This is a genomic window from Suttonella indologenes (genome assembly GCF_900460215.1).
Lineage (GTDB): Bacteria > Pseudomonadota > Gammaproteobacteria > Cardiobacteriales > Cardiobacteriaceae > Suttonella > Suttonella indologenes.
This window is the reverse complement of record NZ_UHIA01000004.1, coordinates 1,141,647-1,168,639: the sequence shown is the minus strand read 5'-3', so window position 1 is coordinate 1,168,639 and position 26,993 is coordinate 1,141,647. Positions and strand designations below refer to the sequence as shown.

The 26,993-nt window shown below is 50.2% G+C and carries 25 protein-coding genes and 2 pseudogenes; 15 read left to right on the top strand and 12 right to left on the bottom strand.

From position 1 onward, the window contains the following. The first annotated feature begins 43 nt into the window (after positions 1 to 43). From moeA to DYC63_RS09720, 14 genes and pseudogenes are all read left to right on the top strand, one after another. Positions 44 to 1,264 (top strand): molybdopterin molybdotransferase MoeA, encoded by a 1,221-nt coding sequence (gene moeA / locus DYC63_RS09785; protein WP_115219509.1) that lies wholly within the window; start codon positions 44 to 46, stop codon positions 1,262 to 1,264. Then, positions 1,264 to 2,247: a GTP 3',8-cyclase MoaA gene (gene moaA / locus DYC63_RS09780; RefSeq protein WP_115219051.1), complete on the top strand. Its 984-nt coding sequence runs from the start codon at positions 1,264 to 1,266 to the stop codon at positions 2,245 to 2,247. The genes moeA and moaA overlap by 1 nt, the downstream gene beginning before the upstream one ends. Before the next feature lie 11 nt (positions 2,248 to 2,258). Further along, positions 2,259 to 2,780, top strand: coding sequence for a molybdenum cofactor biosynthesis protein B (gene moaB, locus DYC63_RS09775; protein ID WP_115219050.1), 522 nt, complete (start codon positions 2,259 to 2,261; stop codon positions 2,778 to 2,780). Continuing rightward, on the top strand, positions 2,773 to 3,357 hold the full coding sequence (gene mobA / locus DYC63_RS09770) for a molybdenum cofactor guanylyltransferase (protein WP_115219049.1): 585 nt from the start codon (positions 2,773 to 2,775) through the stop codon (positions 3,355 to 3,357). Before moaB ends, mobA begins: the two co-directional genes overlap by 8 nt. Beyond that, entirely contained in the window at positions 3,344 to 3,835 is a 492-nt protein-coding gene (gene moaC, locus DYC63_RS09765) for a cyclic pyranopterin monophosphate synthase MoaC (RefSeq protein WP_115219048.1), read from the top strand. The genes mobA and moaC overlap by 14 nt, the downstream gene beginning before the upstream one ends. Then, positions 3,825 to 4,064, top strand: coding sequence for a molybdopterin converting factor subunit 1 (moaD, locus tag DYC63_RS09760; protein ID WP_218564605.1), 240 nt, complete (start codon positions 3,825 to 3,827; stop codon positions 4,062 to 4,064). The genes moaC and moaD overlap by 11 nt, the downstream gene beginning before the upstream one ends. Further along, positions 4,065 to 4,490: a molybdenum cofactor biosynthesis protein MoaE gene (locus DYC63_RS09755; RefSeq protein ID WP_115219046.1), complete on the top strand. Its 426-nt coding sequence runs from the start codon at positions 4,065 to 4,067 to the stop codon at positions 4,488 to 4,490. Position 4,491: 1 nt separating this feature from the next. After that, complete coding sequence (locus DYC63_RS09750) at positions 4,492 to 4,674, top strand: hypothetical protein (RefSeq protein ID WP_115219045.1); 183 nt, start codon at positions 4,492 to 4,494, stop codon at positions 4,672 to 4,674. Between the two features lie 4 nt (positions 4,675 to 4,678). After that, positions 4,679 to 5,689 carry a HesA/MoeB/ThiF family protein gene (locus DYC63_RS09745; protein WP_115219044.1) on the top strand — a complete coding sequence of 337 codons (1,011 nt, stop codon included), beginning with the start codon at positions 4,679 to 4,681 and terminating at the stop codon, positions 5,687 to 5,689. After that, the gene (gene modB, locus DYC63_RS09740; protein WP_115219043.1) at positions 5,689 to 6,387 is read left to right on the top strand and encodes a molybdate ABC transporter permease subunit; all 699 of its coding nucleotides are present in this window, start codon (positions 5,689 to 5,691) and stop codon (positions 6,385 to 6,387) included. The genes DYC63_RS09745 and modB overlap by 1 nt, the downstream gene beginning before the upstream one ends. Further along, positions 6,387 to 7,073, top strand: coding sequence for a sulfate/molybdate ABC transporter ATP-binding protein (locus tag DYC63_RS09735; protein ID WP_115219042.1), 687 nt, complete (start codon positions 6,387 to 6,389; stop codon positions 7,071 to 7,073). The genes modB and DYC63_RS09735 overlap by 1 nt, the downstream gene beginning before the upstream one ends. Before the next feature lie 63 nt (positions 7,074 to 7,136). Further along, positions 7,137 to 7,388: pseudogene (locus tag DYC63_RS09730) on the top strand (transposase); the annotation flags it as partial. A 902-nt stretch (positions 7,389 to 8,290) separates the two neighbouring features. Continuing rightward, positions 8,291 to 8,866: a hypothetical protein gene (locus DYC63_RS09725; protein ID WP_115219041.1), complete on the top strand. Its 576-nt coding sequence runs from the start codon at positions 8,291 to 8,293 to the stop codon at positions 8,864 to 8,866. Positions 8,867 to 8,946: 80 nt separating this feature from the next. After that, positions 8,947 to 16,005 carry a SwmB domain-containing protein gene (locus DYC63_RS09720; RefSeq protein ID WP_115219040.1) on the top strand — a complete coding sequence of 2,353 codons (7,059 nt, stop codon included), beginning with the start codon at positions 8,947 to 8,949 and terminating at the stop codon, positions 16,003 to 16,005. Positions 16,006 to 16,620: 615 nt separating this feature from the next. On the opposite strand, the gene ccmA is transcribed toward DYC63_RS09720, so the two are convergent. From ccmA to rph, 11 genes are all read right to left on the bottom strand, one after another. Continuing rightward, positions 16,621 to 17,277, bottom strand: coding sequence for a heme ABC exporter ATP-binding protein CcmA (gene ccmA, locus DYC63_RS09715; protein WP_115219039.1), 657 nt, complete (start codon positions 17,275 to 17,277; stop codon positions 16,621 to 16,623). After that, positions 17,274 to 18,557, bottom strand: a complete 1,284-nt coding sequence (locus DYC63_RS09710; protein WP_115219038.1) for a tetratricopeptide repeat protein — start codon at positions 18,555 to 18,557, stop codon at positions 17,274 to 17,276. Before DYC63_RS09710 ends, ccmA begins: the two co-directional genes overlap by 4 nt. Further along, complete coding sequence (locus tag DYC63_RS09705) at positions 18,554 to 19,024, bottom strand: cytochrome c-type biogenesis protein (protein ID WP_172459487.1); 471 nt, start codon at positions 19,022 to 19,024, stop codon at positions 18,554 to 18,556. The genes DYC63_RS09710 and DYC63_RS09705 overlap by 4 nt, the downstream gene beginning before the upstream one ends. After that, complete coding sequence (nfsA, locus tag DYC63_RS09700) at positions 19,021 to 19,749, bottom strand: oxygen-insensitive NADPH nitroreductase (protein ID WP_115219036.1); 729 nt, start codon at positions 19,747 to 19,749, stop codon at positions 19,021 to 19,023. The genes DYC63_RS09705 and nfsA overlap by 4 nt, the downstream gene beginning before the upstream one ends. Before the next feature lie 4 nt (positions 19,750 to 19,753). Next, positions 19,754 to 20,302, bottom strand: a complete 549-nt coding sequence (locus DYC63_RS09695; RefSeq protein WP_115219035.1) for a DsbE family thiol:disulfide interchange protein — start codon at positions 20,300 to 20,302, stop codon at positions 19,754 to 19,756. Beyond that, entirely contained in the window at positions 20,299 to 22,242 is a 1,944-nt protein-coding gene (locus tag DYC63_RS09690) for a heme lyase CcmF/NrfE family subunit (protein ID WP_245888132.1), read from the bottom strand. Before DYC63_RS09690 ends, DYC63_RS09695 begins: the two co-directional genes overlap by 4 nt. Further along, positions 22,239 to 22,703 (bottom strand): cytochrome c maturation protein CcmE, encoded by a 465-nt coding sequence (gene ccmE, locus DYC63_RS09685; RefSeq protein ID WP_115219034.1) that lies wholly within the window; start codon positions 22,701 to 22,703, stop codon positions 22,239 to 22,241. The genes DYC63_RS09690 and ccmE overlap by 4 nt, the downstream gene beginning before the upstream one ends. After that, on the bottom strand, positions 22,700 to 22,879 hold the full coding sequence (gene ccmD, locus DYC63_RS09680; RefSeq protein WP_115219033.1) for a heme exporter protein CcmD: 180 nt from the start codon (positions 22,877 to 22,879) through the stop codon (positions 22,700 to 22,702). Before ccmD ends, ccmE begins: the two co-directional genes overlap by 4 nt. Next, a complete protein-coding gene (gene ccmC / locus DYC63_RS09675; protein WP_425452134.1) occupies positions 22,879 to 23,598 on the bottom strand; it encodes a heme ABC transporter permease CcmC in 720 nt (239 codons plus the stop codon). Before ccmC ends, ccmD begins: the two co-directional genes overlap by 1 nt. A 118-nt stretch (positions 23,599 to 23,716) precedes the next feature. Then, positions 23,717 to 24,319: an RdgB/HAM1 family non-canonical purine NTP pyrophosphatase gene (rdgB, locus tag DYC63_RS09670; protein ID WP_115219031.1), complete on the bottom strand. Its 603-nt coding sequence runs from the start codon at positions 24,317 to 24,319 to the stop codon at positions 23,717 to 23,719. Beyond that, positions 24,316 to 25,038 carry a ribonuclease PH gene (rph, locus tag DYC63_RS09665; RefSeq protein WP_115219030.1) on the bottom strand — a complete coding sequence of 241 codons (723 nt, stop codon included), beginning with the start codon at positions 25,036 to 25,038 and terminating at the stop codon, positions 24,316 to 24,318. The genes rdgB and rph overlap by 4 nt, the downstream gene beginning before the upstream one ends. Positions 25,039 to 25,108: 70 nt before the next feature. On the opposite strand from rph, the gene DYC63_RS09660 reads away from it, so the two are divergent. Further along, the gene (locus DYC63_RS09660; RefSeq protein ID WP_115219029.1) at positions 25,109 to 26,032 is read left to right on the top strand and encodes a YicC/YloC family endoribonuclease; all 924 of its coding nucleotides are present in this window, start codon (positions 25,109 to 25,111) and stop codon (positions 26,030 to 26,032) included. A 206-nt stretch (positions 26,033 to 26,238) separates the two neighbouring features. Here DYC63_RS09660 and DYC63_RS09655 read toward each other — a convergent pair. Continuing rightward, positions 26,239 to 26,861 (bottom strand): annotated as a pseudogene (locus tag DYC63_RS09655) (IS5 family transposase). Positions 26,862 to 26,993: the final 132 nt, after the last annotated feature.

The following is a 26,993-nucleotide window of genomic DNA, read 5'->3' as shown; positions in this document are numbered from 1 at the left end:
AAACGATAGAAAGCGTACAATGCGGCGCAAAAAGAGAGGCAATATGCTTAGTGTAGACGAATTACAAGAACGTATCCGCGCGACGCTCGCCGCGCATCAGCAGCAGGAACAAGAACATGTGCCGCTTGATCAGGCACAGGGGCGTATTCTGGCGCAGGAGATGATTTCCAATGTGAATATTCCGCCGGCGGATGTGTCTGCTATGGACGGCTATGCCTTGGCGGAAGCGGCACAGGCGGATAGCGTTTTCAGCGTGATTGGCGAATCGATTGCCGGCAAGCCTTTTGAGGGCGCGGTGCAGGCAGGGCAGACGGTGCGGATTATGACGGGCGCAGTCGTACCGGCGCAATGCCGCTGCGTCATCATGCAAGAGCATGTGCGGCGCGAGGCGGATCGCATCGTCTTAACGAAAGATTGCCGCGAGGGTGCCAATATCCGTCGCGCCGGCGAAGAATTGCGGGGCGGCGATGCCGTTTTATATACTGGTCGCTGTCTGAATGCGGCGGATATTTTATTGCTGGCTTCTTTGGGCATTGCGCAAGTACCGGTGTTTAAAAAATTGCGCGTCGCCATCTTCTCTACCGGCGACGAATTGCTTGCCGTCGGCGAGACATTAAGCCGGGAAGGACAGATTTATGACAGCAACCGCGCGATGATTTGCGCCTTGCTGCGCCGTCTGCCGGTGGAAATTGTGGATATGGGCTTGATTGCCGACGATATAGAGGCGATTAAAGTGGCTTTGGCGCAGGCGGGGCAAGATTGCGATGCGGTGATTACTTCCGGCGGCGTGTCGGTCGGCGATTACGATTTCTTGAAAATGGCGGTGGAAGCCTTGGGTGAGATTCATACCTATAAAGTGAAGATGAAGCCGGGCAAGCCTTTTGTCTTCGGCAAAATCGGGCGGGCGGTATATTTCGGTCTGCCGGGCAATCCCGTATCCAGTTATGTGGGCATGAACCGCTTGGTCAACCCCGCTTTGCGCCAGATGGCGCATGCGCAAGCCTTGCCGGATTTGGTGCTGCATCTGCCTTTGAATCAAGACTTGAAAAAGGGCGCAGGACGGCGCGATTTTCAGCGCGGCGTGATGCAGATGGGCGCCAAGGGCTGGGAAGTGGGCAGCGCTTCGCGGCAGGATTCTCACCGCGTGCATGGTTTGTCGAGCGCCAATTGTCTGATTGATTTACCGGAAGAGATGGAAAATCCCACTGCCGGTACAATAGTCGCCGTGCATCCTTTCTTCAGCCATTTTTCAGGAGGCGATTGATGAGTTCCGCCGCATTGATTGACCCTTTCCAGCGCCGCATCGCTTATTTGCGTTTGTCTGTTACCGATTTTTGCAATTACCGCTGCGTGTATTGTCTGCCCGAAGGCTATCAAGGCTGCGCCACGCCCGATGAATTAAGTCTTGCCGAGATTGAAATCTTGGTGCGCGCTTTTGCCGAATCCGGCACGGAAAAAATCCGTCTGACCGGCGGCGAACCGACCATGCGCCGCGATATTGTCGAGATTGCGCAAATCTGCGCGGCGCAGGCGGGTATTAAGAAAGTAGCGATTACCACCAATGCGCACCGCTTGGACAAACTTTATCGTCCGCTGATTGATGCCGGCATCGCGCAATTCAATATTTCCGTGGACAGTTTTCGTGAAGAGACTTTCCGCCGCATGACAGGCAGAAACAGTCTTGCCGGCATTTTGCAGGCGGTGGAAAAAATGTTGGATGAAGGCTTTCGCCATATCAAGCTCAATGCCTTATTGATGCGCGAAACCGCGTCCGAGACTTTGGCGGATACTTTGGCTTTTGTGAAAGAACGGCCGCTGACCATGCGTTTTATCGAACTGATGCGCACCAATGACAATACCGCTCTTTATGAGAAATCGCATATCAGCGCGGCGGAAATCACGCAAATGCTGCTGGCGGAGGGCTGGGTGCTGCGCGAACGCACGCCTTTATCAGGTCCGGCATTGGAATTCAGCCATGCCGATTATGCCGGCGGTATCGGCATCATTGCACCGTACAGCAAGGATTTTTGCAGCAGTTGCAATCGTTTGCGCGTTACTTCAACAGGCAAAATGCATCTGTGTTTATTTGACAGCATTAACTATGATTTGCGCGATTATCTGCGCGCCGGCGACGTGCAGGGCTTGAAAGCCCAATTGCAGCGCCTGATTGCGGTTAAGCCCGCAAGTCATCAATTGCATAGTAATGATTCGGGCATCATGGCGCATTTGGCGCAAATTGGCGGTTAAAGGAGAAATTTATGAGCCATGCGGAAAAACAATTTTACCCTCTAAACATCGCGGTCTTGACCGTATCGGACACGCGGACTTTGGCGGAAGACACCTCAGGACAATATTTAGTCGAAGTGCTTCAGGCAGCAGGGCATCATTTGGCTGCGCGTGAATTGCTTACGGACGATAAATACGGTATCCGCGCACAAGTGGCGCAATGGATTGCCGATAAATCCGTGCAAGTGGTCTTAATCACGGGCGGTACCGGTTTTTATGGACGCGATAATACACCGGAAGCGGTATCGGTCTTATTCGACAAACAGATTGACGGTTTCGGTGAGGTTTTTCGCGCCGCTTCCATGCAAGAAATCGGCTTAAGCACCATGCAGTCGCGCGCTTTGGCGGGCATGGCAAACCGCACCGCGGTGTTCTGTCTGCCCGGTTCTACCGGCGCCTGCAAGACCGGTTGGGAAAAAGTTCTGTGCGAACAATTGGACAGCCGCACAGGTCCCTGTAATTTCTATCCGCATCTGACGCGCGCCGATGACTGATTGCCTCACGATTTTATGCGGCGGCGCTTCGACGCGCATGGGGCAGGACAAGGCATTGCTGCCGCTCGGCGATGAAAGCCTGCTGCAACGCCATGTGCACATGGCGCAAGAAGCGGGCTTTCGCGTGCAAATCGCCGCTGCCGGCGTGGATTATGCCGATTTGCCTGCCGATATTGTGCGCGTGCAAGACAAATTGCCGGAGCGGGCGGGGCCTTTGTCGGCATTGGCGGGGGCTTTGCAAGCTTTGGCACTTTGCGGCGGACAAGGTACTTATCTGATGCCGGTGGATACTTTGCTGACGGCAGCGCAATTGCGTGATGTGTTGGGCAAATCTCAACCGGCATCGTGGATAACCATCGCCGAGCGCGGACAATTGCATAATGTGTTCGCCTATGCCGAAGTCGCACTGCTGCCGCGGATTGAGCAATGGTTGGCGGGCGGCATTCGTGCTTTGCAGCCGCTGAATTCGGTGCAGGGGGCGAAATTGGTCGCCCTGCCGCAAGAGTGGTCACCGCTATTGGGCTTTAATACGCCGGAAGAATGGCAGCAGGCAAAGGAATATTATGAGCGGATTTAGTCATTTAGACGGAAACGGCGATGTGAATATGGTCGATGTGGGCGTAAAAAGCGTTACGACACGCAGCGCGCGTGCGCAGGCGGTAGTGCGTTTTCCGCCGCAAGTGTACCAAGCCTTGCGCGCCGTCAACGGGCAGACCAAAAAAGGCGCGATTACCGATGTGGCGCATATCGCCGGGATTATGGGTGCGAAACAAACCGCGCAATTGATTCCGCTCTGCCATCCGCTGCCGTTGGATAAAGTCGGGCTGCAATTTAGCTATGATGACGGGCAATGCTGCCTGAACATTATCAGCGAATGCCGCGTGACGCATAAAACCGGGGTGGAAATGGAAGCTTTGACGGCGGCGTCGATTGCCGCGCTGACGATTTACGATATGTGCAAGGCATTAAGCCATGAGATTGTCATTGAGCGCGTGCAATTATTGACCAAGAGCGGCGGCAAATCAGATTTTACAAGGACAGATGATGCAGATTAAAGTTTTATATTTCGCCCAATTAGGCGAAGAAGCGGCAAAAGCGGAAGAACTGCTGGAGACCACGGCAGATACCTTAGCCGCAGTTTATGCGCAATTGCGCGAGCGCTACGGCTTCAGCTTGGCGCAAAACCAATTGCGCGTGGCGCGTAACCAAGCCTTTGCCGACTGGCAGGACGGCTTGGCAGAGGGCGATGAAATCGCCTTTATTCCGCCGGTATCGGGAGGCTGAATGCGATTTCAGATTAGTGAACAAGCGATTGATATTGCAGCGGCACGCGCGAGTATATTGCGCTCTGATTGTGGCGGTTTCGTCAGCTTTGAGGGCTGGGTGCGCGATCATCATAACGGCAAGGCGGTGGACAAGTTGATTTACAGCGCTTATACCGCCATGGCGGAAAAAGAGGGCGCGAAAATTGTGAAAGCGGCGCTGGCGCGTTTTGATATTGAAGCGGCATTGTGCATTCATCGCGTCGGCGAATTGCAGATCGGCGATATTGCGGTGTGGATTGGCGTGAGCGCCGGACATCGCGGCAGCGCCTTTGAAGCCTGCCGCTTTATTATCGACACGATTAAAGGTGAAGTGCCGATTTGGAAACATGAGTTTTACCGAGACGGCAGCGCCGAATGGACATTGAACCATCATTGCTGTGGCTAAAATGAAAGCCGCTCCTGCGCGTTTATTGCTCAAATTATTGTATCTGCTGTTGGCGCTGGCATTGCTGGCGGCTTTTTTTACCGAAGGCAAAGTCAAAGCCGCCGTGATGCTGAGCATGGGGATTTTGCTGCTTATCGCAGGAGTTGCGCAGATACTGATTGCGCTGTTTATTCGTAAGGATTGAAAACATGATGGATTTTTCGCGCCAACTCAAAGTGCAGGGCATGAATGCAGAAACGCAAGCCCGTCTTGCCGCCGCCAAAGTGCTGATTTTCGGCGCAGGCGGCTTGGGCGCGACAGCCATTCCTTATTTGGCTGCGGCTGGCGTGGGCGCATTGATGATTGTGGATGACGATGCGGTAGCTTTGAGCAATCTGCATCGGCAAATTTTATTTACGCGCGGCGATATCGGCAGAAATAAAGCCGTCGCCGCCGCCGCATTTTGTGAGGCTCGCGCCGAAGGCAGTTTTCAGGCGATTGAGCGGCGTTTATCGACGGCGGAAATCGTAGCGGCAATGCAGGCGGCGGATATTGTTTTAGATTGCAGCGACAGCCGCCAATTAGCCTATCAATTAAGCGATGCCGCATTATTCACAGGGCGACCGGTCGTGTTTGCCAATGCGGCGGCAATGGGCGGACAACTCTTTACCATGCAGCCGCATGCCGATTTGCCTTGTTGGCGCTGTCTGTGGTCGGAAGAGGTGTTGCCGAGCGGCAATTGCGATGCTTTGGGCGTGTTAGGCCCTGTACCCGCGACTTTGGGGCTTTGGCAGGCATTGGAAGCGATAAAACTCATCACGCGTTTTGCACCGTCGTTGTCGGGCGAATTGCTGCAATATGATTTTGTTTCCATGCGGCAAATGCGCTTGCGCGTGGCAAAAGCGGCAGATTGCAATCATCACAAACAAGCCGCCGATATGGTTGATGAAGCGGTATTTGAAGGCGATTTTGCCGCCGCCAAAATGCAGGGTTTGCGCATTATCGATATCCGCAGCGCGGAAGAAATCGCGCAAAAACCTTTGCTGCAAGCCGATAACTGCATCCTGATGTCGGCTTTATTAGACAATCCCCTGCAATATATCGGCAGGCAAGAAGCGGTCTTGCTGGTCTGTGCAGCAGGACAGCGCTCGCGAAGCACGGCAAAGCTCTTGCGCAAACAGGGGTTTGCAGGCGTATCGGCATATCCCAAGGCGTGGTAATGCAAGACATCGCCCAGCATTGGCAGCAGGCTTTGCCGCCGCTACTCTTATCGCTGAAAGTGGCTACATGGGCAATCGGTATCAATCTTTGGCTGGGCATCGGCTTCGGTTATCTCTTGGCGCGGAAAAAATTTTGGGGACGCGAACTGCTCGATACGCTTTGCACCTTGCCGATGGTCTTGCCGCCGACCGTCTTAGGCTATTATCTCTTAGTCTTAGTCGGCAGCCGCAGCAACTTAGGGCAATGGCTGCGCAGCCACGATATTCAGCTGATTTTCACATGGCAGGGCGCAGTATTAGCGGCGGTAGTCGTTTCTTTTCCTCTGATTTTCAAACCGGCACGCGCCGCCTTTGAGCAAGTCGATCGTCAATACGAAGCGGCGGCGAAATGCTTGGGCATTTCCAATGCGGCGGTTTTTTGGCGGATTACCCTGCCTTTGGCTTGGCGCGGCATCTTAGCCGGCATCTTGCTCGCCTTTGCCCGCGCCTTAGGCGAATTCGGCGCGACCCTGATGGTCGCCGGCAGCATTCCGCACAAAACCCAGATTTTATCCACCGCCATCTATGAAGCCGTGCAGGCAGGGCGCGACGGCGACGCGCATTTCTTGGTCTTGGTCGTCTCGCTGATTTGCCTAGCCGTATTGCTCAGCGTCAGCGCATTGGCGGGCGGAAAAGTGCCGCAGGACGGATTGAAATAATGCTGGATATCGCGCTGAAAAAACGTCTGCCCAACGGCTTGCAAATTGAAGCGACGCTGAAAAGTGATGTGGCGCGCAATGTCATTCTCGGCTTTTCAGGTAGCGGCAAAACCTTGTTTTTAAAAATGATAGCAGGTTTGCTGACGCCCGATGAAGGACATATCCGCGTGCAGGAGCGCGTATTCTTCGACTCAAACGCCGGCATCAACCTCAGCACCCAAGCGCGGCAAGTCGCCTATCTGTTTCAAGATTACGCGCTTTTTCCGCATCTCACCGTGGCGCAAAACGTGGCATTTTCCCTGCGCCGCCGCTATTGGAATCCGCGCCGGCGTAGCAGCCAAGCATTAGCCGCGCAATGGTTGGCAAAACTAGAAATAGCCGCCGTCGCCGACAGCTACCCCGCCCAACTCTCGGGTGGACAAAAACAACGCGTCGCCTTAGCACGCGCACTGGTCAGCCAACCGCGCATTTTATTACTGGATGAACCCTTTTCCGCCTTAGATACCGCCCTGCGCGCCAGAACCCGCCGCCTAATTGCGGATTTGCAAAGCGAATACCACATTCCCATGCTCTTAATCAGCCATGACAGCGAAGATGCGGACTATTTCGGCGATGCCCTGTTTGAAATGCGGCGCGAAGACAATCGTGCTTGTTTGCAGCAGCGAAATATTGCAGAATATTCTTAGATAGTGTAGTCACAATCCAAAACATGAGATCATTCAACCTCACCCACAATGCCCAATGATGCCATGAACCAAGCAGCCCACCGCCGCCACGACCTAAGCGACCATCAATGGAGCCTTATTGAAAACCACCTGCCTGGACGCAAAGGCAGCAGGGGCGGTCAAGCCCGCGATAAGCGACAATTCATCAATGCCGTATTTTGGATACTGCGTACAGGCGCACCTTGGCGGGATCTGCCGCCAGACTATGGCGGATGGAGCAATACCCACCGCCGCTTTATTCGTTGGCGCAACAAAGGGGTTTGGACAAAGCTCATGCTGATTCCCATTTTTGAAATTAAAAACAATAACATCATGGGTAAAGCATCTTGGGATAATTCTAGAAAACGATTGTAGCTAGGCATATGTGGGAATTCATTTTGCCAGATGGTTTTGACCTGCCATTGGTAGTAAGTTTTATAGCCATTCAACCCAAAAATCTATTTATGCTGAAAACGTCCAGATTTCTGGCATTGCTTAATTCTTATGATTTATTTTTAACGCTGCGCTGTGCCGTACTTTCTTTGCGCTGCCAAAGAAAGTACGCAAAGCAATCACCAAAGAAACGCTAGTAAGCAACGTAAAGGCAGCCACTTGCCTTGCTCCGCTACGCGGAGTTCCCTTGCCAGCTTGCCAAATTAATTTTTATGGTTCGGCGCGCGTCAAAACGCTTCGGACTTCGTTAATCGCTCAAACAGTGACGCGCTTGTTCCCGAAAAATCCTGCGCTGTCTGTGGCAAGGCAAAAGGGAATTTTAAGTGCTCCGTAACTGGTTTTGTGGAAATTTGCAGTTTCGCCGGCTCTGCGTAGCGAGTTTTGCTCAAAACTTTGCTTTCTTTGCTCTTCGTAGGAAATTCCGTCTTGTTTTAAAGTTTAACGGCTATAAAATCGCGCATACGAATATGATGAAAGTAAAGCCAAATAGCAATAATTTCAGAAGTATTGATGCAAGGCTTAGGATTTCGAAATTTTCCATTTGAAATCAATTTACTATTAAATTCAGCTTCAATTTTTTTTGCAGAAGTCATCGATTTGACAGAAAAGTGCAGTAAGATAATCCATGATTAAAGGGTTTATGTGTTAATTGTTTATTTGGAAACAATGACTTATCACATTTGCCCTTTAATTTTGTAAATTTTTCTTATCCCGAACTCACCTTAAGCTAATCAAAGGATAAACTTATGAATATCACTTTAAAAATCAACAGTGCTAACGGTACTATCGAGACTGTTAAAATCAACACCGTCGGCACAGATGCCGTGCGCGTGCAAGCCCATAGCAATGTGAACTATGAATTAGTGAACGACTTGACTCAAGTTGCGCCGGAAAACATCATGGTGGCGCGCTCTGGCAATGATTTGCACATTGCCTTTGAAAGCTCAGAGATCTCCCAACCCGATTTAATCATTGAAGACTACTACAACGAAGCCGGCGACAATCTGTTGATTGGCTTGCATGAAAACGGCAACTACTATGCCTATGTGCCGGAAAGCGGACAACAGCTTGATGCAGTGGTGAAACTGGCGGATCAAGTTTCTGCAGGACAAGTATTAGGCACACAAGAATTTATCACCAGCCCGGTATGGGCATTTAATCCCGGTTGGCTGATCGGCTTATTGGCTGTGGCAGGGATTGCAGCGGCAGCAGGCGGCAGTGGCGGCGGTGATAATAATAAACCTGCCTCCCCCCCCCCCCCCCGCCGGCGGATAACAGCGTTGATAAACCCGACGTTAGCACCAATGCCGACAACAATGTAAACGTCAAGCCGAATGGTGATGCAACAAAAGTCACCAGCACTTATATTGACAAAAATGGCAATCCCCACACCATCATAGCGGTGAAAGACCCGCAAAGCGGCAATTGGACTGCCACAGATACTAATAACGGCAATCCCATTAGCAATACAGCCAGCGATACTGCGCCGAGTATCGACTCCAATACAGGCACAGTCACCATCCCCGGCACCATCGTGAAAGATAGCTCAGAAGTTAAGGCCGTCAGCCAAGACGACGCCGGCAATACCTCAAGTGATGATTTAAGCTTCAGTGCTCCCAAACTGCCGGTAGAACTGAATATGCAAGCCGGTGAATACAATCCTTCAGCCAAAACCTATGACGCCAAGATATCAGTTGCCCTAAAAAAAGGTGCGGATAAAGTAGTCTTTTCAATGCCGGGCGGTGGAGCTTTCACTCTCACAGAAGAAGATTTAGCACGTTTAGACGAAGATGGCAATGCAATCAATGGTTACAGCTTTGACCTTCACAAATTAGCCATCGACACTCGGCTAACAAATTTTGACAATGTCTTATATGGACAAGTGCTTGCACAAATCAAACAAGGACAAAAATTGTCAGTTGTTGCCAGCAAAACAGGCTATAACGATGGTACTGATGACAGCAACTTAAGCGCCTCACCTACAGTCACTTCCACTCCGACAGGCGGTGCGACGGTGAAAATTGCCGATGATGCAGGCGAAACCATCATTACTTATAAAGACTCTAACACAGGCGATGATCGCACGATTACCGTGAGCAATGGTGTTGCCACCCTCGATAATGGCACTAGATTGCCTGCAGAATCGCCTAAAGGCGCCGAGCCCAGCTTTGATCTGAGCACAGGCACAGTGCGCATTCCTGCCAGCCAAGTGCAAGATCATACAGACGTTAAAGCCGAAACCACTAAAGACAGTGGCGGCAATCCTGCGCCATCCTTGCCGGAGCAAGGCACAGTCTTAGGCGAAAATAATAAACCTAAAGTTGTGGCAGAAGACGATGGCAGCGCCACCATCACCCCGACGGCAAGCGCGACAGAAGTCATCACCGACTACACAGACGAAAAAGGAGATGAACATAAAATCACCACAACGAAACAGCCTGATGGCACATGGGCAGGCACAGACAAAAAAGGCAATCTGATTAGCGACATGCCGAGCAAGGACAAACCGAGTATCGACCCCAAGACCGGCACAGTGACTCTGCCGCCAGCAGCAGTAAAAGACGGCTCAACAGTCATCGCTGAGCAAACAGGACCTGATGGTACGGGTTCAGACAGCTCTAGCACCATTGAAGACAATACCCCCAAACCAGAAGTGAGCGCCGAGAAAAATGGCGATGTGATCATTAGACCGAATGATAAAGCCATCTTCAGCACCACTACCTATACAGATGATGAGGGCAACACACATCAAATCGAGGCTAAAAAAGACCCGAGTAATAACACATGGGCGGCAACAGATAAAACCATGGGCAACAATCCAATTGCCACTGCTCCTAATGGCGACAAACCATGGATTGATCCCAATACAGGCGTCATCAGCATTCCTGATAAAGCCGTTAAAGACGGCACCGACGTGGGCGCAAGCCAAGTAATTGACGACAATGGCAATCGCAAATCCAGCGGCGAAGCCACCGCCACCGCCAAAACACCGCCTGCGATCAACACAGCAGATGTGGATGCGGATGATAAAGGCAATGTCACCATCAGCCCTAGCGGCGATGCCACCGGCACCAACACCAGCTATGTGGGCGAAGACGACAAACCGAAAACCATCGTTGCGACCAAAGATCCGAACACTGGCAAATGGACAGGCACCGATCAAGACGGCAATCCGATTAGCGACACGCCGAGCAAGGACAAGCCTAGCATTGATCCGAACACCGGCGTAATCAGCATTCCTGATTCTGCGGTCAAAGACAACAGCACTGTGGAAACCACACAAGAAACTCCGGATGGCACTAGCCGCCCAAGCACCGCCATCACCAATGGCGACATACCGCCGGCGGACATTGATGCCAAAGAAGATGGCTCAGTCAAAGTCAAGCCAACCGAAGACGCCACCGGAGTGAACGTGAGCTATGAAGACGAAAATGGCAAACCACAAACCATCACCACAACGAAACAGCCTGATGGCACATGGAAGGGCAAAGACCAAGTCGGCAATCCGATTAGCGACATGCCGAGCAAGGACAAACCGAGTATCGACCCCAACACCGGCACAGTGACCCTGCCGCCAACAGCAGTAAAAGACGGCTCAACAGTCACCGCCACGCAAGACACCCCTGCAGGCACCAGCAAAGACAGCAGCGCCACTGCTAAGGACAACATTCCTGAACCGGAAGTGAAAGCGCATGAAGATGCCTCAGTCACCATCAAACCCAGTGAAGATGCCTCAAGCACAACAACTAATTATGTGGATGACAAGGACCTGCCTAACACAATTATGGCGACCAAAGATCCAAACACTGGCAAATGGACAGCAAAAAACCAAGACGACAAAGCGCTAGACACCACGCCTAGCGAGCAATACCCATGGATTGATCCGAATACCGGCATCATCAGCATTCCTGATAAAGCCGTTAAAGATGGCAGCATCGTCTCTGCACAACAAGAAACTCCGGCAGGCACTAGTGGCAAAGACACCGCTGTGGCAAGCACTGCGCCTGATACCACGCCGCCGAAGATTACTGATGCGCAAGTCAGCAGCGATGGCAAAAGCATAGTGCTTAGCTATGATGAAAATCTGGGCGGCACCAAGGCAAGCACAGACATGTTCACCGTCAAGCTAGATAGCGGCAAGACCGTCACCGTCACAGACGTGAGCATTAAGGACAAAGAAGTCACCTTAAAATTGAACACCCCAATCTACCAAGGCGACAACGTTAGCATTGACTACAGCAGTGGCGACAAAAAACACCAAGATCCCAGCAACCCTGCCACCCAAGACAAAGCAGGCAATGATGCGGATGATCTCTCTGGCTATACAGTGAGCAATGGCAGCAGTGTTACCGAGCCTAGCCTGAACATCACGCACGCCATTGATAACGTTGACCCCCAAACCGGCAACGTGATGCATGATGGACACAGCAACGACAAAACCCCGACTCTGGTCATCACCTTAGATAGAGACTTGGAAGAAGGCGAAGTCGTGACTGTCTATGACAAAGCAGGTACAAAACTTGGCGAAGCTACTGCCGAAACCAACGCCGCCGGCGGCACTGAATACCACTTCACCACCGCCGAGCTGTCTGAAGACACCGCAGAATTCACCGCCAAAGTGCACAAAGGCAAAGATCTGGTCACCAGCAGCAACAACTTCAGCCTCAATATTGATCTCACCGCACCGGACTACAAAGCCACTGTGGAGATCCAAGACGGCGGCGATGGCATCATCAATGCCGCCGAAAAAGAAGCCGATGTTAAAGTCAATATCACCGCTCCTGCCGAAGCAAAAGAAGGCGATGTGATTGAAGTGAAAGTGGGTAATGATGTGATTGCCACATACACCGTGGGCAAAGACATCAAGGCAGGCAAAAGCAAAGAAGCCGATATCCCAACCGGCAAAATCCCAGCAGATGGCAAGGATGCGCTGAAAGTCACCGCCACCATTACCGACAAAGCAGGCAACACAGGCGAAGCTTCAGAAGCTACAGCCACAGTCGATACCACGCCGCCGAGCATTGACGGCACGCCGACAATTGACAAGACAGGTAAAGAACTGAAAATTCCATTCAATGAAGAGCTAAAAGGCGGTGACGCTAATGCACCAACTGCTAAAGACTTTACCATCACTGTTAACGGCACAAATATCAAACCAGATGGTGTTAGCATCAAGGACAAAGAAGTCACCCTGAGATTCAACACCCCAATCGCTAAAGACGCCGAAGTCACGCTGGCTTATACGGACAGCACACCGACTGACGCAGCAGGCATTGTGGACACAGCTGGCAACTCAAATACCAGCATTACTCAAGGCACAACGGTGAGCAACGGCAGCAGTGTTACCAAGCCTAGCCTGAACATCACGCACGCCATTGATGACGTTGACCCCCAAACCGGCAACGTGATGCATCAGGGACACAGCAACGACAAAACCCCGACTCTGGTCATCACCTTAAATAGAACCTTGGAAGAGGGCGAAGTCGTGACTGTCTATGACAAAGCAGGTACAAAACTTGGCGAAGCTACTGCCGAAACCAACGCCGCCGGCGGCACCGAATACCACTTCACCACCGCCGAGCTGTCTGAAGGCATTGCAGAATTCACTGCAAAAATTGTTGATGCTAATGGCAAAGAGGTGGCAAGTAGCGGCGAATTTTCCTTAAACATCGACGGCACTGCGCCAATCCTTGACAACATGAAAGTGGAAATCCTTGATGGTGGTGATAATTACATCAATGCCGCCGAAAAAAAAGCCGGTGTTAAGGTGAGAGTCACCGCCTCTCCTAAAGCAGTAGAAGGCGATATTATCAAGCTGAATATCGGCGGTAAAACTAAAGAAATCACTATTGGCAAAGATGAGGGGCAAGTCGCTCCTGGTGAATTCATAGATATTCCTGTGGATAAGGATCAAATCAAAGACGGAGAAACACTCAATGTTGAAGTCGTTAAAGTTAAAGACCAAGCGGGCAATACTGCATCTAACGATACACTGAAAGATAGCAGCACAGTCAATTTGACTGCGCCTACTCGCACAGCGAACGAGCCAAGCATTGATGCCTCTGGCAAAAAAATCACCATTCCTTATGATGAAAACTTGGCTACGGGCGATAAAGCACCTGAACCTGCCGCCTTTACGGTGACAAAAAACGGCAGTACCGTCACCCCAAACAGCGTCACTGTAAACGGTAACAATATTGAGCTGAACTTCACCATACCGTTTGTGAGCACCGACAACGTCAAAGTTGCTTACACAGATCCAAGCGCTGGTGACGATACAAAAGCCATCCAAGATGCGGCAGGTAATGATGCAGCGACTTTTGCGGCAAAGGAAGTGAAAAATAATAGCACTAAGGAAGCACCTGCAATTAACATCCATACCATTGCAGGACAATCTGAAGCGCAAGACAAGGGTAGCAGCAAACATATCGATTCAGACGGATATGCACGCCTCACTGATAAATTGATTAAAAGTGGTTTTGAAATTGCAGGCACAGCAGAAAACATTGCCAATGGCACTGATGTTAAAGTGCAAATCCTAGATGAAAAGGGTGCTGCAATATGGACTGAGACCGTCAAAGTGGCTGATAAAAAGTGGAATGCTACTGTTGTTCCAAAAGCTATTAATGATTTTGATTCCACTAAAGTTTACAAAGTCAAAGCAGAGGCAACAGTCAATGGTGAGTCTAAAATTGATGAAGATTTATTGAAATCTCCAATTAAGATTGAAAACTTGCAAGGCAAAGATGATGTTGGCGCCAATACCAGTCCAACGCCTGCGGGTTACAGCGGTGGGCATAAAGGCACAATTAGCAATGAAAAATCAACTTCTTACACTGAATTGAAAACAGGCTTAACTAACGACAAAAAACCGGAAATAAGCTTTGAAATAGACCGTGAGTTAGCTGAAGGTGAAAGTGTAGTCGTGGTGCGTCAAGCCGTTAGCCGTGATAGCAAGGGTGATATTATCGGTAAATCTGCTGAGCAAACCGTGCATGAAATAGATGCCTCAAACACTAAACCAGGCACTAAAAAATTCAGTTTTACAGACAATTTAGAAGACAGTTACGGCACTGAATATATCTACACCGCCAAAGTTATCGATAAAACGGGTGTATTGGCAAAAAAAGAATTCAGCATAAAACTGGATACCATGATAGAAGCCTTTGATACGGAAACTGTTGTGCAAAGTGATCGTAATGGCACCACCATTACCGGCACAGCCGAAAAAGGCGCCAAAATCACCCTTACTTATCGAAATACCGATGGTACTTCAGGCTCACAGCCTGTCAATGTAGATGATTCAGGCAAATTTAACTTAACTCTGCCTTCAACATGGGATCGCAAATCTAAAAATGCGCAATTGGTGATTGAAGATCAAGCAGGAAATGTTTCATCAGTTAATCTTTATACAATCAGAAATTTGTATACCGATTTAAATACTAAAAAAGGCTTAACTTTTGCTACCATAGACAATATTAATGGTTTCCAAAGAATGGACTCGGATCCTAAAAAAGCCATAATTATGTCTGTCGAAGGTGATTGGATCTTCATTAGAGAAAATCTGGGAGGACAAGCAGGATCAATAAAACCTAATATTGATATGGCGGGCGGCGATGATTATTTATATGTTCCTAATACAATCACCAGTGGACCTCAAATTGATATGGGCGCCGGTAATGATAAGATTCAAATCGGTGGTGGTTTGGCTACTGGAAAATATACCTTTAATTTAGGTAATGGAAACGATATTTTAGATATTGGTAAAGACGTAGTTAACCTTGCATTTACAAATGTAGATGCTGGTGATGGTAGTGACCTCATTCGTGTTGGTTCTCATTGGGACGGAGGTGGTGATGTTAAGCTTGGTCAAGGAAACGACGAAGTTATTGTTAATGGTTATATTGCCGGTAGTAAAAAATTTTATTTTGATGCAGGTGATGACAGCTTGATTGTTAATGACAAGGGAACAGGCGGCATTTCTATTTTTGGTTTAACGAAGATAGATATGGGTGATGGTAATGACACAGTCATGCTTGCAGGCAATATAGGAAGTAGTGTTCATAAAGATGTTCGTGTTGATGGTGGCGAGGGCAATGACAGCTTGTTTTTTACCGGATCTGGTGTACACACCAGTCTGGATCGAGTGTTTAATTTTGAAACTATCGATCTTACAGGAACAGGTAACAATCGCTTAGATGTATCTATTAGTGCGGTAAAACTAAATGGTAATACTACTATCGATATTGATGGTATTAGCTATACAGGTCTATTTATCAACGGCAATGAAGGCGATACTGTAGATTTGGGTGCTAATGGTGGCAGCGTCGATAGACCAAATTTTAGTAACGACTTTAAGGAATATACAGGCGATAATAAACCTAAAGGCTACAACGCCTATTGGAATGGATCTGATAAAGAGACGATGGTTTATATCCAAGACGGTATTAGCATCATCTAAACCTGATCCTTAAACCCTTAAAAAACGCCCTGAGCAATCAGGGCGTTTTTAATGGCTATTATAGCCATTCAACCCAAAAATCTATTTATGCTGAAAACGTCCAGATTTCTGACATTGCTTAATTCTTATGATTTATTTTTAACGCTGCGCTGTGCCGTACTTTCTTTGCGCTGCCAAAGAAAGTACGCAAAGCAATCACCAAAGAAACGCTAGTAAGCAACGTAAAGGCAGCCACTTGCCTTGCTCCGCTACGCGGAGTTCCCTTGCCAGCTTGCCAAATTAATTTTTATGGTTCGGCGCGCGTCAAAACGCTTCGGACTTCGTTAATCGCTCAAACAGTGACGCGCTTGTTCCCGAAAAATCCTGCGCTGTCTGTGGCAAGGCAAAAGGGGATTTTAAGTGCTCCGTAACTGGTTTTGTGGAAATTTGCAGTTTCGCCGGCTCTGCGTAGCGAGTTTTGCTCAAAACTTTGCTTTCTTTGCTCTTCGTAGGAAATTCCGTCTTGTTTTAAAGTTTAACGGCTATACAAGGCGGCGAGCCGCAGACAGTACAAGAGCGTACGACAAGGCGAGCCAACGCCGTAATACTTTTTCAATTCTTTGACTATAGAGCCTGTTAAAAACTGTCCTCATCCCAGTCGTGATTTGCTCCTGCGGTGCTTTGCGCAGGGCTTAAATCGCTAAGGTCGATTTGCCTGAGTTTGTTTGCCGTCATGGGAAAGTGTTGGTGCGAGGTCAGGAGGATGGCGCCGCCTTTGTCGATGTGGTTTTCACAATGTGCGGCGAGTACGGCGGCAGTTTTGATATCCAGTGCGGTCAGGGGTTCGTCCAGCAGCCATAATGCGGGGCTAGGCAGCCATAAACGGGCGAGTTGCACGCGGCGCTGCTGCCCTGCGGAGAGGTGGCGGGCTTGGCGTTGGGCAAGATGTGCGATGCCCATTTGTGCTAGGGCTTGAGGGATGGCGGCATGAGCTGCTGTTTTGTTCATGCCGTGATAGAGGCGTGCTGCCATGTAGAGGTTTTCAGTGACACTGAGCAGCCCTTTGATGCCGGCGCGGTGTCCTAAATAGAGTAGTTCGCTATGGCGGATAATGTTGCCGGCGCTAATTGGTAACAGTCCCGCGAGGGCTTGCAGCAGGGTGGTTTTGCCGCTGCCGTTTTCGCCAATCAGATGAATGGTTTGTCCTGCCGGAATATCCAACGAGGCTTGGCGGATGATGAGATGCTGACCGCGTAAGATGCTGATGTTTTCTGCACTGATGAGTAAGGTCATGGCTTGAAGTGCAGTTCGATGCGGCGGCTGTCGTCTGCCGCTGTTTCCAAAAGATAGACGGCATTGTCGCCGACGGTACCCGAGGGGCTGAGCAGGGCGCGGATGACCAGTTGCGGATATTCGCTCAGCGAGGCGCCTGCCATGCTGTCGGCATCGCTGATGTTGATGTCTTGCGCGGCTTGCGGCGGGAGCATTTTTACCGCTAAGGGCATTTTCTGTCCTGCCGGCGCGATGATGAGGAATAATCGGGCGGTGGCAGGCAGTTGCGCTAGGATTTCGGGCGCAATGCTGACGCTGACCGCATAGCTTTTGTTTGCGCTGGCGTTTGCTTGGTTTTGAGTGTGAGGATTATCGCCGCTGATGTTCTGCTCTTGGCTTGCGCTGCCAGAGTCTAGCTGTTGTCGGGCCTTGTCTGCCGCTTGGCGTATGGCAGGGTAAAGTGGGTCGTCTTGAGGAAGGAGTGTCAGCAATTGCTGCCATAGGGGCAGGGCTTTGTCCATTTGCTGATGCTGCTGATAGGCGGAGGCTAGAAAGAGCAGGGCGAGGCTGTTATCCGGCTCGACGGCGAGCAGTTTGTGCAGTTTCTGCATCACTTCCGGCGCCGGCGGCTGCTCGGGATTGGCAAGGGTTTTGGCTTGTGCCCATGCCAAGATATGGTTGGTGGCATCGGGTTGCAGATGGTCGATGCGATCATAGACCGGCGCGGCGAGTTCAAACAGTCCTAATTCGCTGTAGCAATGTCCTAGGGCGTCCAGCTGAATGATGTCGCTGCGATCCAGTTGGCGTTGCAGGGCTTGGCAATAGACAAGCAGCGGGGTGTGGCGGCTGCCTGCGGGGAAAAAGCCGGAGCTGTTGACCCGTTGATTGATGTTTTGTCTAAAGGCGGCTTGATCGAGCAGGTTTTTGCCATAGATTTTATGTTGGGCGATTTCTGCGCCGATGCTGCGATATAACCCCTGCCAGCGCTGCATTTCCGCGCCGCCGCGCAGCTGCCATGCCATGATGGCAAGGCAAAAGCATGCCGGCACCAGCAGATATATGATGCCGGAGAGTTTGCCTTGCGCGCCGCCATTGTCTTTGCCGAGCAGGGCGGCGAGCTCTTGGTAGAGACGGTAATCTCTTTCGCTTTTTCCTTGCGGGTCTTTATCGGCATCGCTGTGTTCTTGGTATTGGGCGATGAGGCGGCGGGCTTCTTCTTCGCGCGCGATAATCGGCGCCGGGCGTCCACCCAGTAGGTAGATGAGGCTGGCGATGGTCAGCAGTATGAGCAGGTAAATCATGAGCCCACCTTGCCGTATTGTTTGAGCCATGCCTGTAATTGCGCTTCTTGTTCCGGATTGAGGCGCTGCTGTTTATATTGTCGGCTGTGGCGGATAAAGAGCCAGAAGCCGAGGGCAAAGAGCATGAATGTGATAGGTGCAAACCATAGAACGACGGTGTTTTTTTGCAGGCGCGGCGCATAAGTAATGAAATCGCCGTAGCGTTCTACCAGATAATCCGTGATTTCATCGCCGTTTTTTCCGGCTTTGATTTGCTCGGCGATGAGGTCGCGTAATTGTTTGGCAAGCGGGGCATTGGATTCGGCGATGTCTTGGTTTTGACAGGTGGGGCAGCGGATGACGCGCACCATTTCCTGATAGAGGGCTTTTTCTTCCTGCGTGTTGAATTGGCTGCCGCTGTCAATGGCTTGCGCATGGCTGACATGGATGCCGAAGCTGAGTGCGAGTATGCAAATAAGGCGTTTCATAACTGCCAAAATCCCTGTGATTGTAAAACGTCGGCAATTTCTTGACGGCGTGGTCGGCTGAAAAAGTCGCGCATTTGCGTCGTCCATTGCTGGTTTTTTTGTCCGCGTGCGCGGGCGGCATAATAGGCTTGTACTTGCGCGTCGTAATCGGCGAGATGTCGGGCGCGTTCGCGGCTGTCGTAGCGGTTTTGATGATAAATTTCTGCCATCGGCAGGCGCGGTTTTTGTTCGCTGTCGGCATCGGCGGCGGGATAGCCCAGAGCGATGCCGAATAGAGGGAAGGTAAAGCGTGGTAATTCTAATAAGCGAATGATTTCTGCGACTTGATTGCGTAATGAACCGAGATAGCAGCAGCCGATGCCCAGACTTTCCGCAGCGATGCAGAGGTTTTGCGCCGCAAGGCTGGCATCAATGGCGGCAACCAGTAGATTTTCGGCGCTGCCGAGGTGTTGTTTATCTTCCAGTAACTCGGCATGGCGGTTGAAATCGGCAATAAAGACGAGTAAACGGGCGTTGTTCAAGGCATGGGCTTGTCCGGAGATAGCGGCAAGGGCTTGTTTGAGCGCGGGGTCTGTGATGCCGATAATGCTGTAGGCTTGCACATAGTGTGAGGTGGGCGCGGCTTGTGCGCCGGCAATCAGGCGCTGTAGGGTTTCTTCTGCAATGCTTTGCCCGCTGAATTGGCGCACGCTGTGATGAGAAAGAAGTAAGTCGATAGTATTCATAGTCTTATTTTTTGAGCAATGGGAGGAATTGCTGTTGCCAAATGTCGGCGTTTAATGGGCCGGCATAGCGGTGCAAGATGCTGCCGTCTGCGCCGATTAAGAAGGTTTCGGGCGCGCCGTAAACGCCTAGATCGATAATGGTCGTGCCGCTAATATCGGTCAGGGTTTGCTGATAGGGATTGCCCAGTTCTTGTAAAAAACGTTGGGCATCCGCCTGTTCATTAGGATTATTTGCCGGCCAATTGAGTCCGACGATGGGAATGGTTTTGCTTAGTTGCAAGAGATAGGGATGCTCGGTGTAGCAGGCGGGACACCAGCTGCCCCATACGTTGAGCAGATAGGGCGGCAGCGGCATGTCGGCAAGACTGCGCATTTCGCCGCTGAACAAATCGGGCAGTTCTAATTTGATTTGCTGCGTGCTGTTGATGTTTTTACCGACGGCGGTATTTTCCAAGCTGCGCGGGTCTTTGCCCAGTCCTTTGACAAAGAAAAAGAGCAGCCCCGCAAAAGCACCCAATAAAATAACGGCAAGTAGAATTTGTTTGTTTTTCATGCGATATCCTCTTTGAGGCGGCTACGGTAGGCGCGGTCGAAAGCGGCGACGATGCCGCCTAATGCCATGATTAAGGAACCGATCCATACCCAGCTGATAAAGGGTTTGTATTGCACGCGCACCGCCCATGTGTTCGCGCCGATTTCTTCGCCCATCGCGATGTATACATCATGGCTGGGGGTAACGAGGCGGTCGGATTCGGTCATCGGCATGGTTGAGGAGAAATAATTGCGTTTGGCAGGCAGAAGCAGGGCGGCAAATTGCGCATCGCTGTCTTTTTGCAGCAAAAAGCGTCCTTGCACGGAGCGGTAGTTTGCACCGCTGTAGCTTTGCAGTCCTGTGAGTGTGATACGGTAATCGTGCATCTGAATGCTGTCGCCTTCTTTGATGCTGATATCGCGTTCTTCATCATAAAGAGAAGCGCCGGTAATGCCGAAAATCATCACGATTAAACCCGCGTGAGCCAGCAGCATGCCGGCAATGGCACCGCGCGGTTTCAGGGCTTTGCTGCCTTGCTGCTTAATCCGCTCGAGGTAATCAATCAATACCGCCGCTAAAGCAAAGGCGCTTAAAAAGATGCTGAGAGCGGCGGTGTGTTGCCAATGCGGCAGCAGCCATTTCATGCAGATTGCGGTTAATACGGCGGCGAAAACAAGGGCAATGCCAAGATGCGGCTTGAGGCGCTGTAGGCGGTCGCGCTTCCAGCGCAGGAGCGGATAAAAGCCCATTAAAAAGAGCATCAGCAACGCCAGCGGCACGGTAAAGCGGTTGAAATAGGGTGCGCCGACCGAGATTTTGCCTAGTGAGAGTACGTCTGCCACTAAGGGATAAAGGGTGCCGACAAAGACGACCAAGCATAATCCCGAGAGCAGCCAATTATTGATGAGCAGCCCCGTTTCTTTGGAAAAGATGGCGTAATCGCCGCTATGGCTGATGGTATTGGCGCGCATAATCAATAGGATAAGCGCCGGTAAGCTGATGGCAATCAAGAGGGCGAGAATAAAGATGCCGCGCGTGGCATCGCTGGCAAAGGCATGGACGGACGTCAGCACGCCGGAGCGGACTAGGAAGGTGCCGATCAGACATAAAGAGAAGGTCGAAATGGCAAGCAGCGCCGTCCAAATGCGGAACAGGCTGCGTTTTTCCGAGGCGATTAAGCTGTGAATCAGGGCAGTGCCGAGCAGCCAAGGCATCAATGAGGCGTTTTCTACAGGATCCCAAAACCACCAGCCGCCCCAGCCGAGTTCATAATATGCCCAATAGCTGCCGAGGCTGATGCCCAATGTCAGACTCAGCCATGCCCAGAGTGTCCACGGACGGGCGCGGCGCAGCCATAAACTGTCCAAACGTCCCTGCCATAAGCCGGCAAGTACAAAGGCAAATGCCACGGCAAAGCCGACATAGCCGGCATAGAGCAGAGGCGGATGGAAGATGAGTCCGGGGTCTTGCAGGAGGGGATTGAGATCGCGTCCGTCAAAGGGCGCAAAATCATAACGCGCAAAGGGGTTGGAGGTCAGCAATATAAAGAGATAAAAGCCTAGGGCGATATAGGAGAGTATGCCCAATACGCGAGTGCGGAAACCGGCAGGCAGGCTGCGGCTGAAGATGGCGACGCAGTATGTCCATAAATTGAGCATCCAAATCCAAAGCAGTAAGGAGCCTTCGTGTCCGCCCCAAATCGCAGTAATGCGGTAATACCAAGGCAGGAGGCTGTTACTGTGATTGGCGACGTATTGCAGGGAAAAATCATTGTCGTAAAAGGCGATGCCTAAGCTCAACATGCTGAAGCTGCATAAATAAAACTGCAATTTGCTCGCTTGCAAGACTAGCTGTGTGCTGCGGAGTTTGTCTGCGGCGAATAAGGCGCTGACGACGGCAATCGCGGCAACCGCCGCAGCTAAGATAAGCGCGTAATGTCCGAATTCTCCCCAGTCGATCAAGGCGCACTTCCTTGCTGGCTTTTGTGTTGGTAGCCGCTTTTTTCCATATCCGCTTTGACTTCGGGCGGCATATAGTTTTCATCGTGTTTGGCTAAAATTTCGGTGGCGCGGAATTCGCCGTCGCTGCCGAGTGTGCCGCGGGCAATAACGCCTTGTCCTTCGCGGAATAAATCAGGCAGGATGCCGCTGTAGCGAATCGGCAGTTCGGGATGACGAAAATCGGTAATGCGGAAAGAGATGTTCAAGGTTTCGCCTTCGCGTTGCAGACTGCCAGCCGCCACCATGCCGCCGACACGGATGCCCGCTTGGTCTTTAGGCGCTTCGCCGGCGGCGATTTGCTCTAATGAATAGTAATGGTTTAAATCGCTGCCCATGGCATAAATCATCAGTCCGATGGCGATGGCGCAGACGGAAAAAATCCCCGTAACAAGGTATAGACGTTTCTTTTTGACCGGTTTCATGATGATGTATCTGCCTCTTTTTTGAGCGCGGCAAGCTGTGCTTGCAGGCGTTTATAACGGATATGGGTGATGAGATGAATAGCGATTAATCCCGTTATTACAAGGGTGTAAGCCGTCCATACATAAGCGCCGTGCTTGCCCATCTGTAAAAATTCTGCGAAATTGGCAAATGCCATTAGACCTCCAATAAACGCTTAATCCGCGTTTTTAAAATTTGATTCTGCATTTCCCGAATCACATAAGCGAAAAAGAGCATATAAAACGCTGCCAGACAAATCAGCAGCGGATACAGCATGCTACTGCTAATTGAGGGAGCGGAAACTTTGAATAAGGTCGCGCCCTGATGCAGGGAATTCCACCAAATTACGGAATAGTGAATAATCGGAATATTGATGACGCCGACAATGGCGAGAATGGCGCTTAGGCGATCGGCTTGATCGCGATTGTCAATGCTCATTTGCAGGCTCATGTAGGCAATATAGATAAAGAGCAGAATCAATTCGGAGGTCAGGCGGGCATCCCAAGTCCAATAGGTGCCCCAAGTAGGTTTGCCCCAAATTGCGCCGGTTAATAAGGCAAGCGCGGTGACTAATGCGCCGAAAGGCGCAGCGGCACGGGCGAAAATCGCCGCCAAGCGTATGCGCCAGACAAAATACACAAAAGAAGCGACCGCCATCATGAGATAAATCGACATCGACAAAGCGGCACTCGGCACATGGATATAGATGATGCGGAAAGAGTTTTTCTGCTGGTAATCCATCGGCGCAAATGCCAAGCCCCAAATGATGCCGACTGTCAGCAGTAGCCAAGCCAAGGGGCTGAGCCAAGGCAGGATATTACCGCTTAAGCGGTCAAAACCTGCCGGACTGTTCCATTGATGCGCCCATTTTTCCAGACGTTTCCAAAAATTCATGATGATAATGCCATTATTAAAATTTAAGGGCTATTATAGCCTCGAGCTAAGTAAAAAAACCGCCGGCAAATGAATGAAATGGCATTTGCCTAAAAATGCTCTAGCTTTCTTTTGCATAAAGCGGATGCAATTGTCGCATCAAGGACTGCATGGCTTGACCGCGATGGCTAAGGGCATTTTTCTCTTCGGGGCTTAACTGCGCGCTGGAGCAGTTCATGCCTTGCGGGATAAATAGCGGGTCATAGCCAAAGCCGTTTGCGCCGCTGACAGAGTGCGCAATGCTGCCTTGCCAGATGCCCTGCGCGATAATCGGCAAAGGGTCGTCGGCATGGCGCAGATAAGCAATGATGCAGACGAAATAGGCTTCGCGCGCTGCGCTATCTGCAAGTTCTGCAAGCAGTTTGGCATTATTGGCGGCATCATCGCCGTGGCGGCCTGCATAACGTGCGGAATAGACGCCGGGCGCGCCGCCCAATGCAGGAACGACTAAGCCCGAATCGTCTGCCAAAGCCGCTTTGCCGCCGGCTTTGGCGGCATGACGCGCTTTAATCAGGGCGTTTTCGACAAAGGTGTCGGCATTTTCTTCCGCTTCGCCGATGCCTAATGTGCCTTGGGCGATAATGTTTAGATTTAAGCCTGAAAACAGGGCATTGAACTCGGCGATTTTGCCGGCATTATTGCTGGCTAAGACGATGTCGCTCATGCACCCAATCCTAAGACGCGACGCTGCTCCTCCATGATTCCCCGAATGCCTTTTTCCGCCAAATCGAGCATTTGATTCATTTCTTCGCGGCGGAAAGCATGTCCTTCGGCAGTGCCTTGTATTTCGATGAAAGCACCGGCATCGTTCATGACGATATTCATATCGGTTTCCGCTTCGCTGTCTTCGGCGTATTCCAAATCCAGCACGGGGCTGCCATTGTAAATGCCTACCGATACCGCCGCCAATTGTCCGTGCAGGGGATTGTTTTTCAATTTGCCTTGCGCCATTAATTTGCGGATGGCTGTCGCCATAGCGACAAAGCCGCCGCTAATGGCGGCGGTACGCGTGCCGCCGTCGGCTTGCAAGACATCGCAGTCGATAGTGATGCAATGTTCGCCTAGAGCTTGTAAATCGACAACGGCGCGCAAAGCCCGTCCGATGAGACGCTGAATTTCTACCGTGCGCCCTTGCTGCTTGCCGCGGGCGGATTCGCGTGCCGTGCGTTCGTGCGTGGCGCGTGGCAGCATGCTGTATTCCGCCGTGACCCAGCCTTGATTTTTGCCGCGCAGAAAGGGCGGTACTTTGTCTTCGACGGTAGCGGTGCAGAGTACTTTCGTCTTGCCAATGCTGATGAGGGCGGAGCCTTCCGCATAGCAGTTCACATCACATTCAATACTGAGCGGACGCATTTGATCCGCAAGACGATGACTGGGGCGCATAATTATCCTTATCTATAAAAGTTTGAAATAAAAACGCGGCATTTTAGCAAAAAAAGCGGCGGTAAAAGCAATGAAATTGCCTGCAAAAACGTGTACAGTGGGCTTTTTGCAGCTAAGACCAAAGGATTATGTCGTGAGAATGAGTATGACCGCATTTGCGGGGAGCGAAGGAAGTTTTGCGGATTTTTCTTACTCGATTGAAATTAAAACGGTGAATCATCGTTTTTTGGAAGTGCAGGTCAAATTGCCCGAGGGAATGCGCAGCATTGAAAACATTATCCGCCAAAAATTTCAGCAAGCCTTGTATCGCGGCAAAGTGGATATTTGGATTGGCGTGAAGCGGCTGCAGGCCGGTCGGGAAGTGAGCTTGAACCCGTCGATTATGAAACGCTGGTTATTAGCTTTCTCCGACAGCGGCGTGATGCAGTCGCTAGGCAAACCTGATTGGCAGACGATGCTGAATTTGCCCGGCGTATTGGTCGAATCGGCGGTTGACCAAGAGGAGCTGAATCAGGCGATTTTGGAATCTTTAGATACCGCGATTGCCAATTTATTGGAGATGCGCCAGCGCGAAGGCGAACAAATCAAGCAGGTGTTATTAGAGCAATTGGAGCAGATTGAACAGCAGATGCAGACAATTGATGCCGCAGTGCCGCAGATTGAACGGCAGCGCCGCGAGCAATTGCAGGAGAAAATCGCCGCTTTGCAGATGGAAATAAATCAAGACCGGCTTGAGCAAGAGATTGTTTTTATGCTGAATAAAAGCGATATACGGGAAGAAATCGACCGCATTCGCTTTCATATTCAGGAAGCGCGGCAAAGTTTGAACGAGCAAAGCGCTATCGGGCGCAAAATGGATTTTCTCATGCAGGAATTTAACCGCGAAGCCAATACGCTTAGTGCCAAAGCCGGCGACAATCTATTGAGCAAAGCGGCGGTGGATTTGAAAGTGATTATCGAACAAATGCGCGAACAAGTGCAGAATTTGGAGTAAGTTCATAAGTATAAATCTGCCTAAAGTTCATATTTTTTGTTCTTAGATTCAAGTTTGAAGTACGGCATTTAGTACATGTTTGTTTTTTGAGCTGCGTCTTTATTAGTTGGTCTTGTTTAGTCCTACTTTTAGGAGCGCTCATTTAAGAGCAGCTACAAACGCAGACAGATACCTGTTGATAGTTATTATTAGAGTCTGTTGAACATTCATATCTTAATCCATTGATAAGCAAAGGCTAGAGCCACATTATTTTCAAAGTTTCTTTTTAGCTTATCAAAGCGTGTGGCAATCGCTCGATAATCTTTAATTGTGAATCATAGCCTTTATCAGCACTTAGCATGACAACATTGCTTAAATTAACTTTATCTACCAAGTCTTTTGCCATTTTGATGTCATGGGTTGTGCCATCAGTGATGATAAAGGTAATTGGATTACCATGAGCATCAACGGCTAAATGTATTTTAGTTGTATTACCCCCATGACTTTTAGCAATCGCTTGGTCTTTAGGGTTTGCTCCACTGCTATGTTGATGGGCTTTGATGTGGCTACCATCAATAAAGACCCATTCCATGTCTGGTTGGTTTATTACTTTGTTAAACAGTAAAATGAGCTTGTTATTGGCTGACCAACGGTTGAAGGCTTTGTAAACTGTATTGTATTTCCCAAAATATTTGGGTAAGTCTCGCCATGGTAAGCCTACTCGCATTCGATACAATACATCTTCTACAGTCTTTCGTAAGTTGGATTTGTCATATAATCCAATTTCAAGTGAAATGGGTTTAAGTCTTTTCCATTGCTTATCATTTAGCATGAGTCTGGACTTAGTCATAGCGAGTAGTTCTCTTTTTGGTTCAGAGCTTAAAGTGTACTATCTCGCTGTGATATTAAAGCGGTAGTTAAAAGTAGAAGATATATAAAATCTTTCTGCTGAACTAATAGAAAATAAAATAATATAAAAGTT

What these genes read in the sequence shown, in the direction of transcription:
- moeA (WP_115219509.1), top strand. Translation starts at nt 44, where the DNA reads ATGCTTAGTGTAGACGAATTACAAGAACGTATCCGCGCGACGCTCGCC.
- moaA (WP_115219051.1), top strand. Translation starts at nt 1,264, where the DNA reads ATGAGTTCCGCCGCATTGATTGACCCTTTCCAGCGCCGCATCGCTTAT.
- moaB (WP_115219050.1), top strand. Translation starts at nt 2,259, where the DNA reads ATGAGCCATGCGGAAAAACAATTTTACCCTCTAAACATCGCGGTCTTG.
- mobA (WP_115219049.1), top strand. Translation starts at nt 2,773, where the DNA reads ATGACTGATTGCCTCACGATTTTATGCGGCGGCGCTTCGACGCGCATG.
- moaC (WP_115219048.1), top strand. Translation starts at nt 3,344, where the DNA reads ATGAGCGGATTTAGTCATTTAGACGGAAACGGCGATGTGAATATGGTC.
- moaD (WP_218564605.1), top strand. Translation starts at nt 3,825, where the DNA reads ATGCAGATTAAAGTTTTATATTTCGCCCAATTAGGCGAAGAAGCGGCA.
- DYC63_RS09755 (WP_115219046.1), top strand. Translation starts at nt 4,065, where the DNA reads ATGCGATTTCAGATTAGTGAACAAGCGATTGATATTGCAGCGGCACGC.
- DYC63_RS09750 (WP_115219045.1), top strand. Translation starts at nt 4,492, where the DNA reads ATGAAAGCCGCTCCTGCGCGTTTATTGCTCAAATTATTGTATCTGCTG.
- DYC63_RS09745 (WP_115219044.1), top strand. Translation starts at nt 4,679, where the DNA reads ATGATGGATTTTTCGCGCCAACTCAAAGTGCAGGGCATGAATGCAGAA.
- modB (WP_115219043.1), top strand. Translation starts at nt 5,689, where the DNA reads ATGCAAGACATCGCCCAGCATTGGCAGCAGGCTTTGCCGCCGCTACTC.
- DYC63_RS09735 (WP_115219042.1), top strand. Translation starts at nt 6,387, where the DNA reads ATGCTGGATATCGCGCTGAAAAAACGTCTGCCCAACGGCTTGCAAATT.
- DYC63_RS09725 (WP_115219041.1), top strand. Translation starts at nt 8,291, where the DNA reads ATGAATATCACTTTAAAAATCAACAGTGCTAACGGTACTATCGAGACT.
- ccmA (WP_115219039.1), bottom strand. Translation starts at nt 17,277, where the DNA reads ATGACCTTACTCATCAGTGCAGAAAACATCAGCATCTTACGCGGTCAG.
- DYC63_RS09710 (WP_115219038.1), bottom strand. Translation starts at nt 18,557, where the DNA reads ATGATTTACCTGCTCATACTGCTGACCATCGCCAGCCTCATCTACCTA.
- DYC63_RS09705 (WP_172459487.1), bottom strand. Translation starts at nt 19,024, where the DNA reads ATGAAACGCCTTATTTGCATACTCGCACTCAGCTTCGGCATCCATGTC.
- nfsA (WP_115219036.1), bottom strand. Translation starts at nt 19,749, where the DNA reads ATGAATACTATCGACTTACTTCTTTCTCATCACAGCGTGCGCCAATTC.
- DYC63_RS09695 (WP_115219035.1), bottom strand. Translation starts at nt 20,302, where the DNA reads ATGAAAAACAAACAAATTCTACTTGCCGTTATTTTATTGGGTGCTTTT.
- ccmE (WP_115219034.1), bottom strand. Translation starts at nt 22,703, where the DNA reads ATGAAACCGGTCAAAAAGAAACGTCTATACCTTGTTACGGGGATTTTT.
- ccmD (WP_115219033.1), bottom strand. Translation starts at nt 22,879, where the DNA reads ATGGCATTTGCCAATTTCGCAGAATTTTTACAGATGGGCAAGCACGGC.
- rdgB (WP_115219031.1), bottom strand. Translation starts at nt 24,319, where the DNA reads ATGAGCGACATCGTCTTAGCCAGCAATAATGCCGGCAAAATCGCCGAG.
- rph (WP_115219030.1), bottom strand. Translation starts at nt 25,038, where the DNA reads ATGCGCCCCAGTCATCGTCTTGCGGATCAAATGCGTCCGCTCAGTATT.
- DYC63_RS09660 (WP_115219029.1), top strand. Translation starts at nt 25,109, where the DNA reads ATGAAATTGCCTGCAAAAACGTGTACAGTGGGCTTTTTGCAGCTAAGA.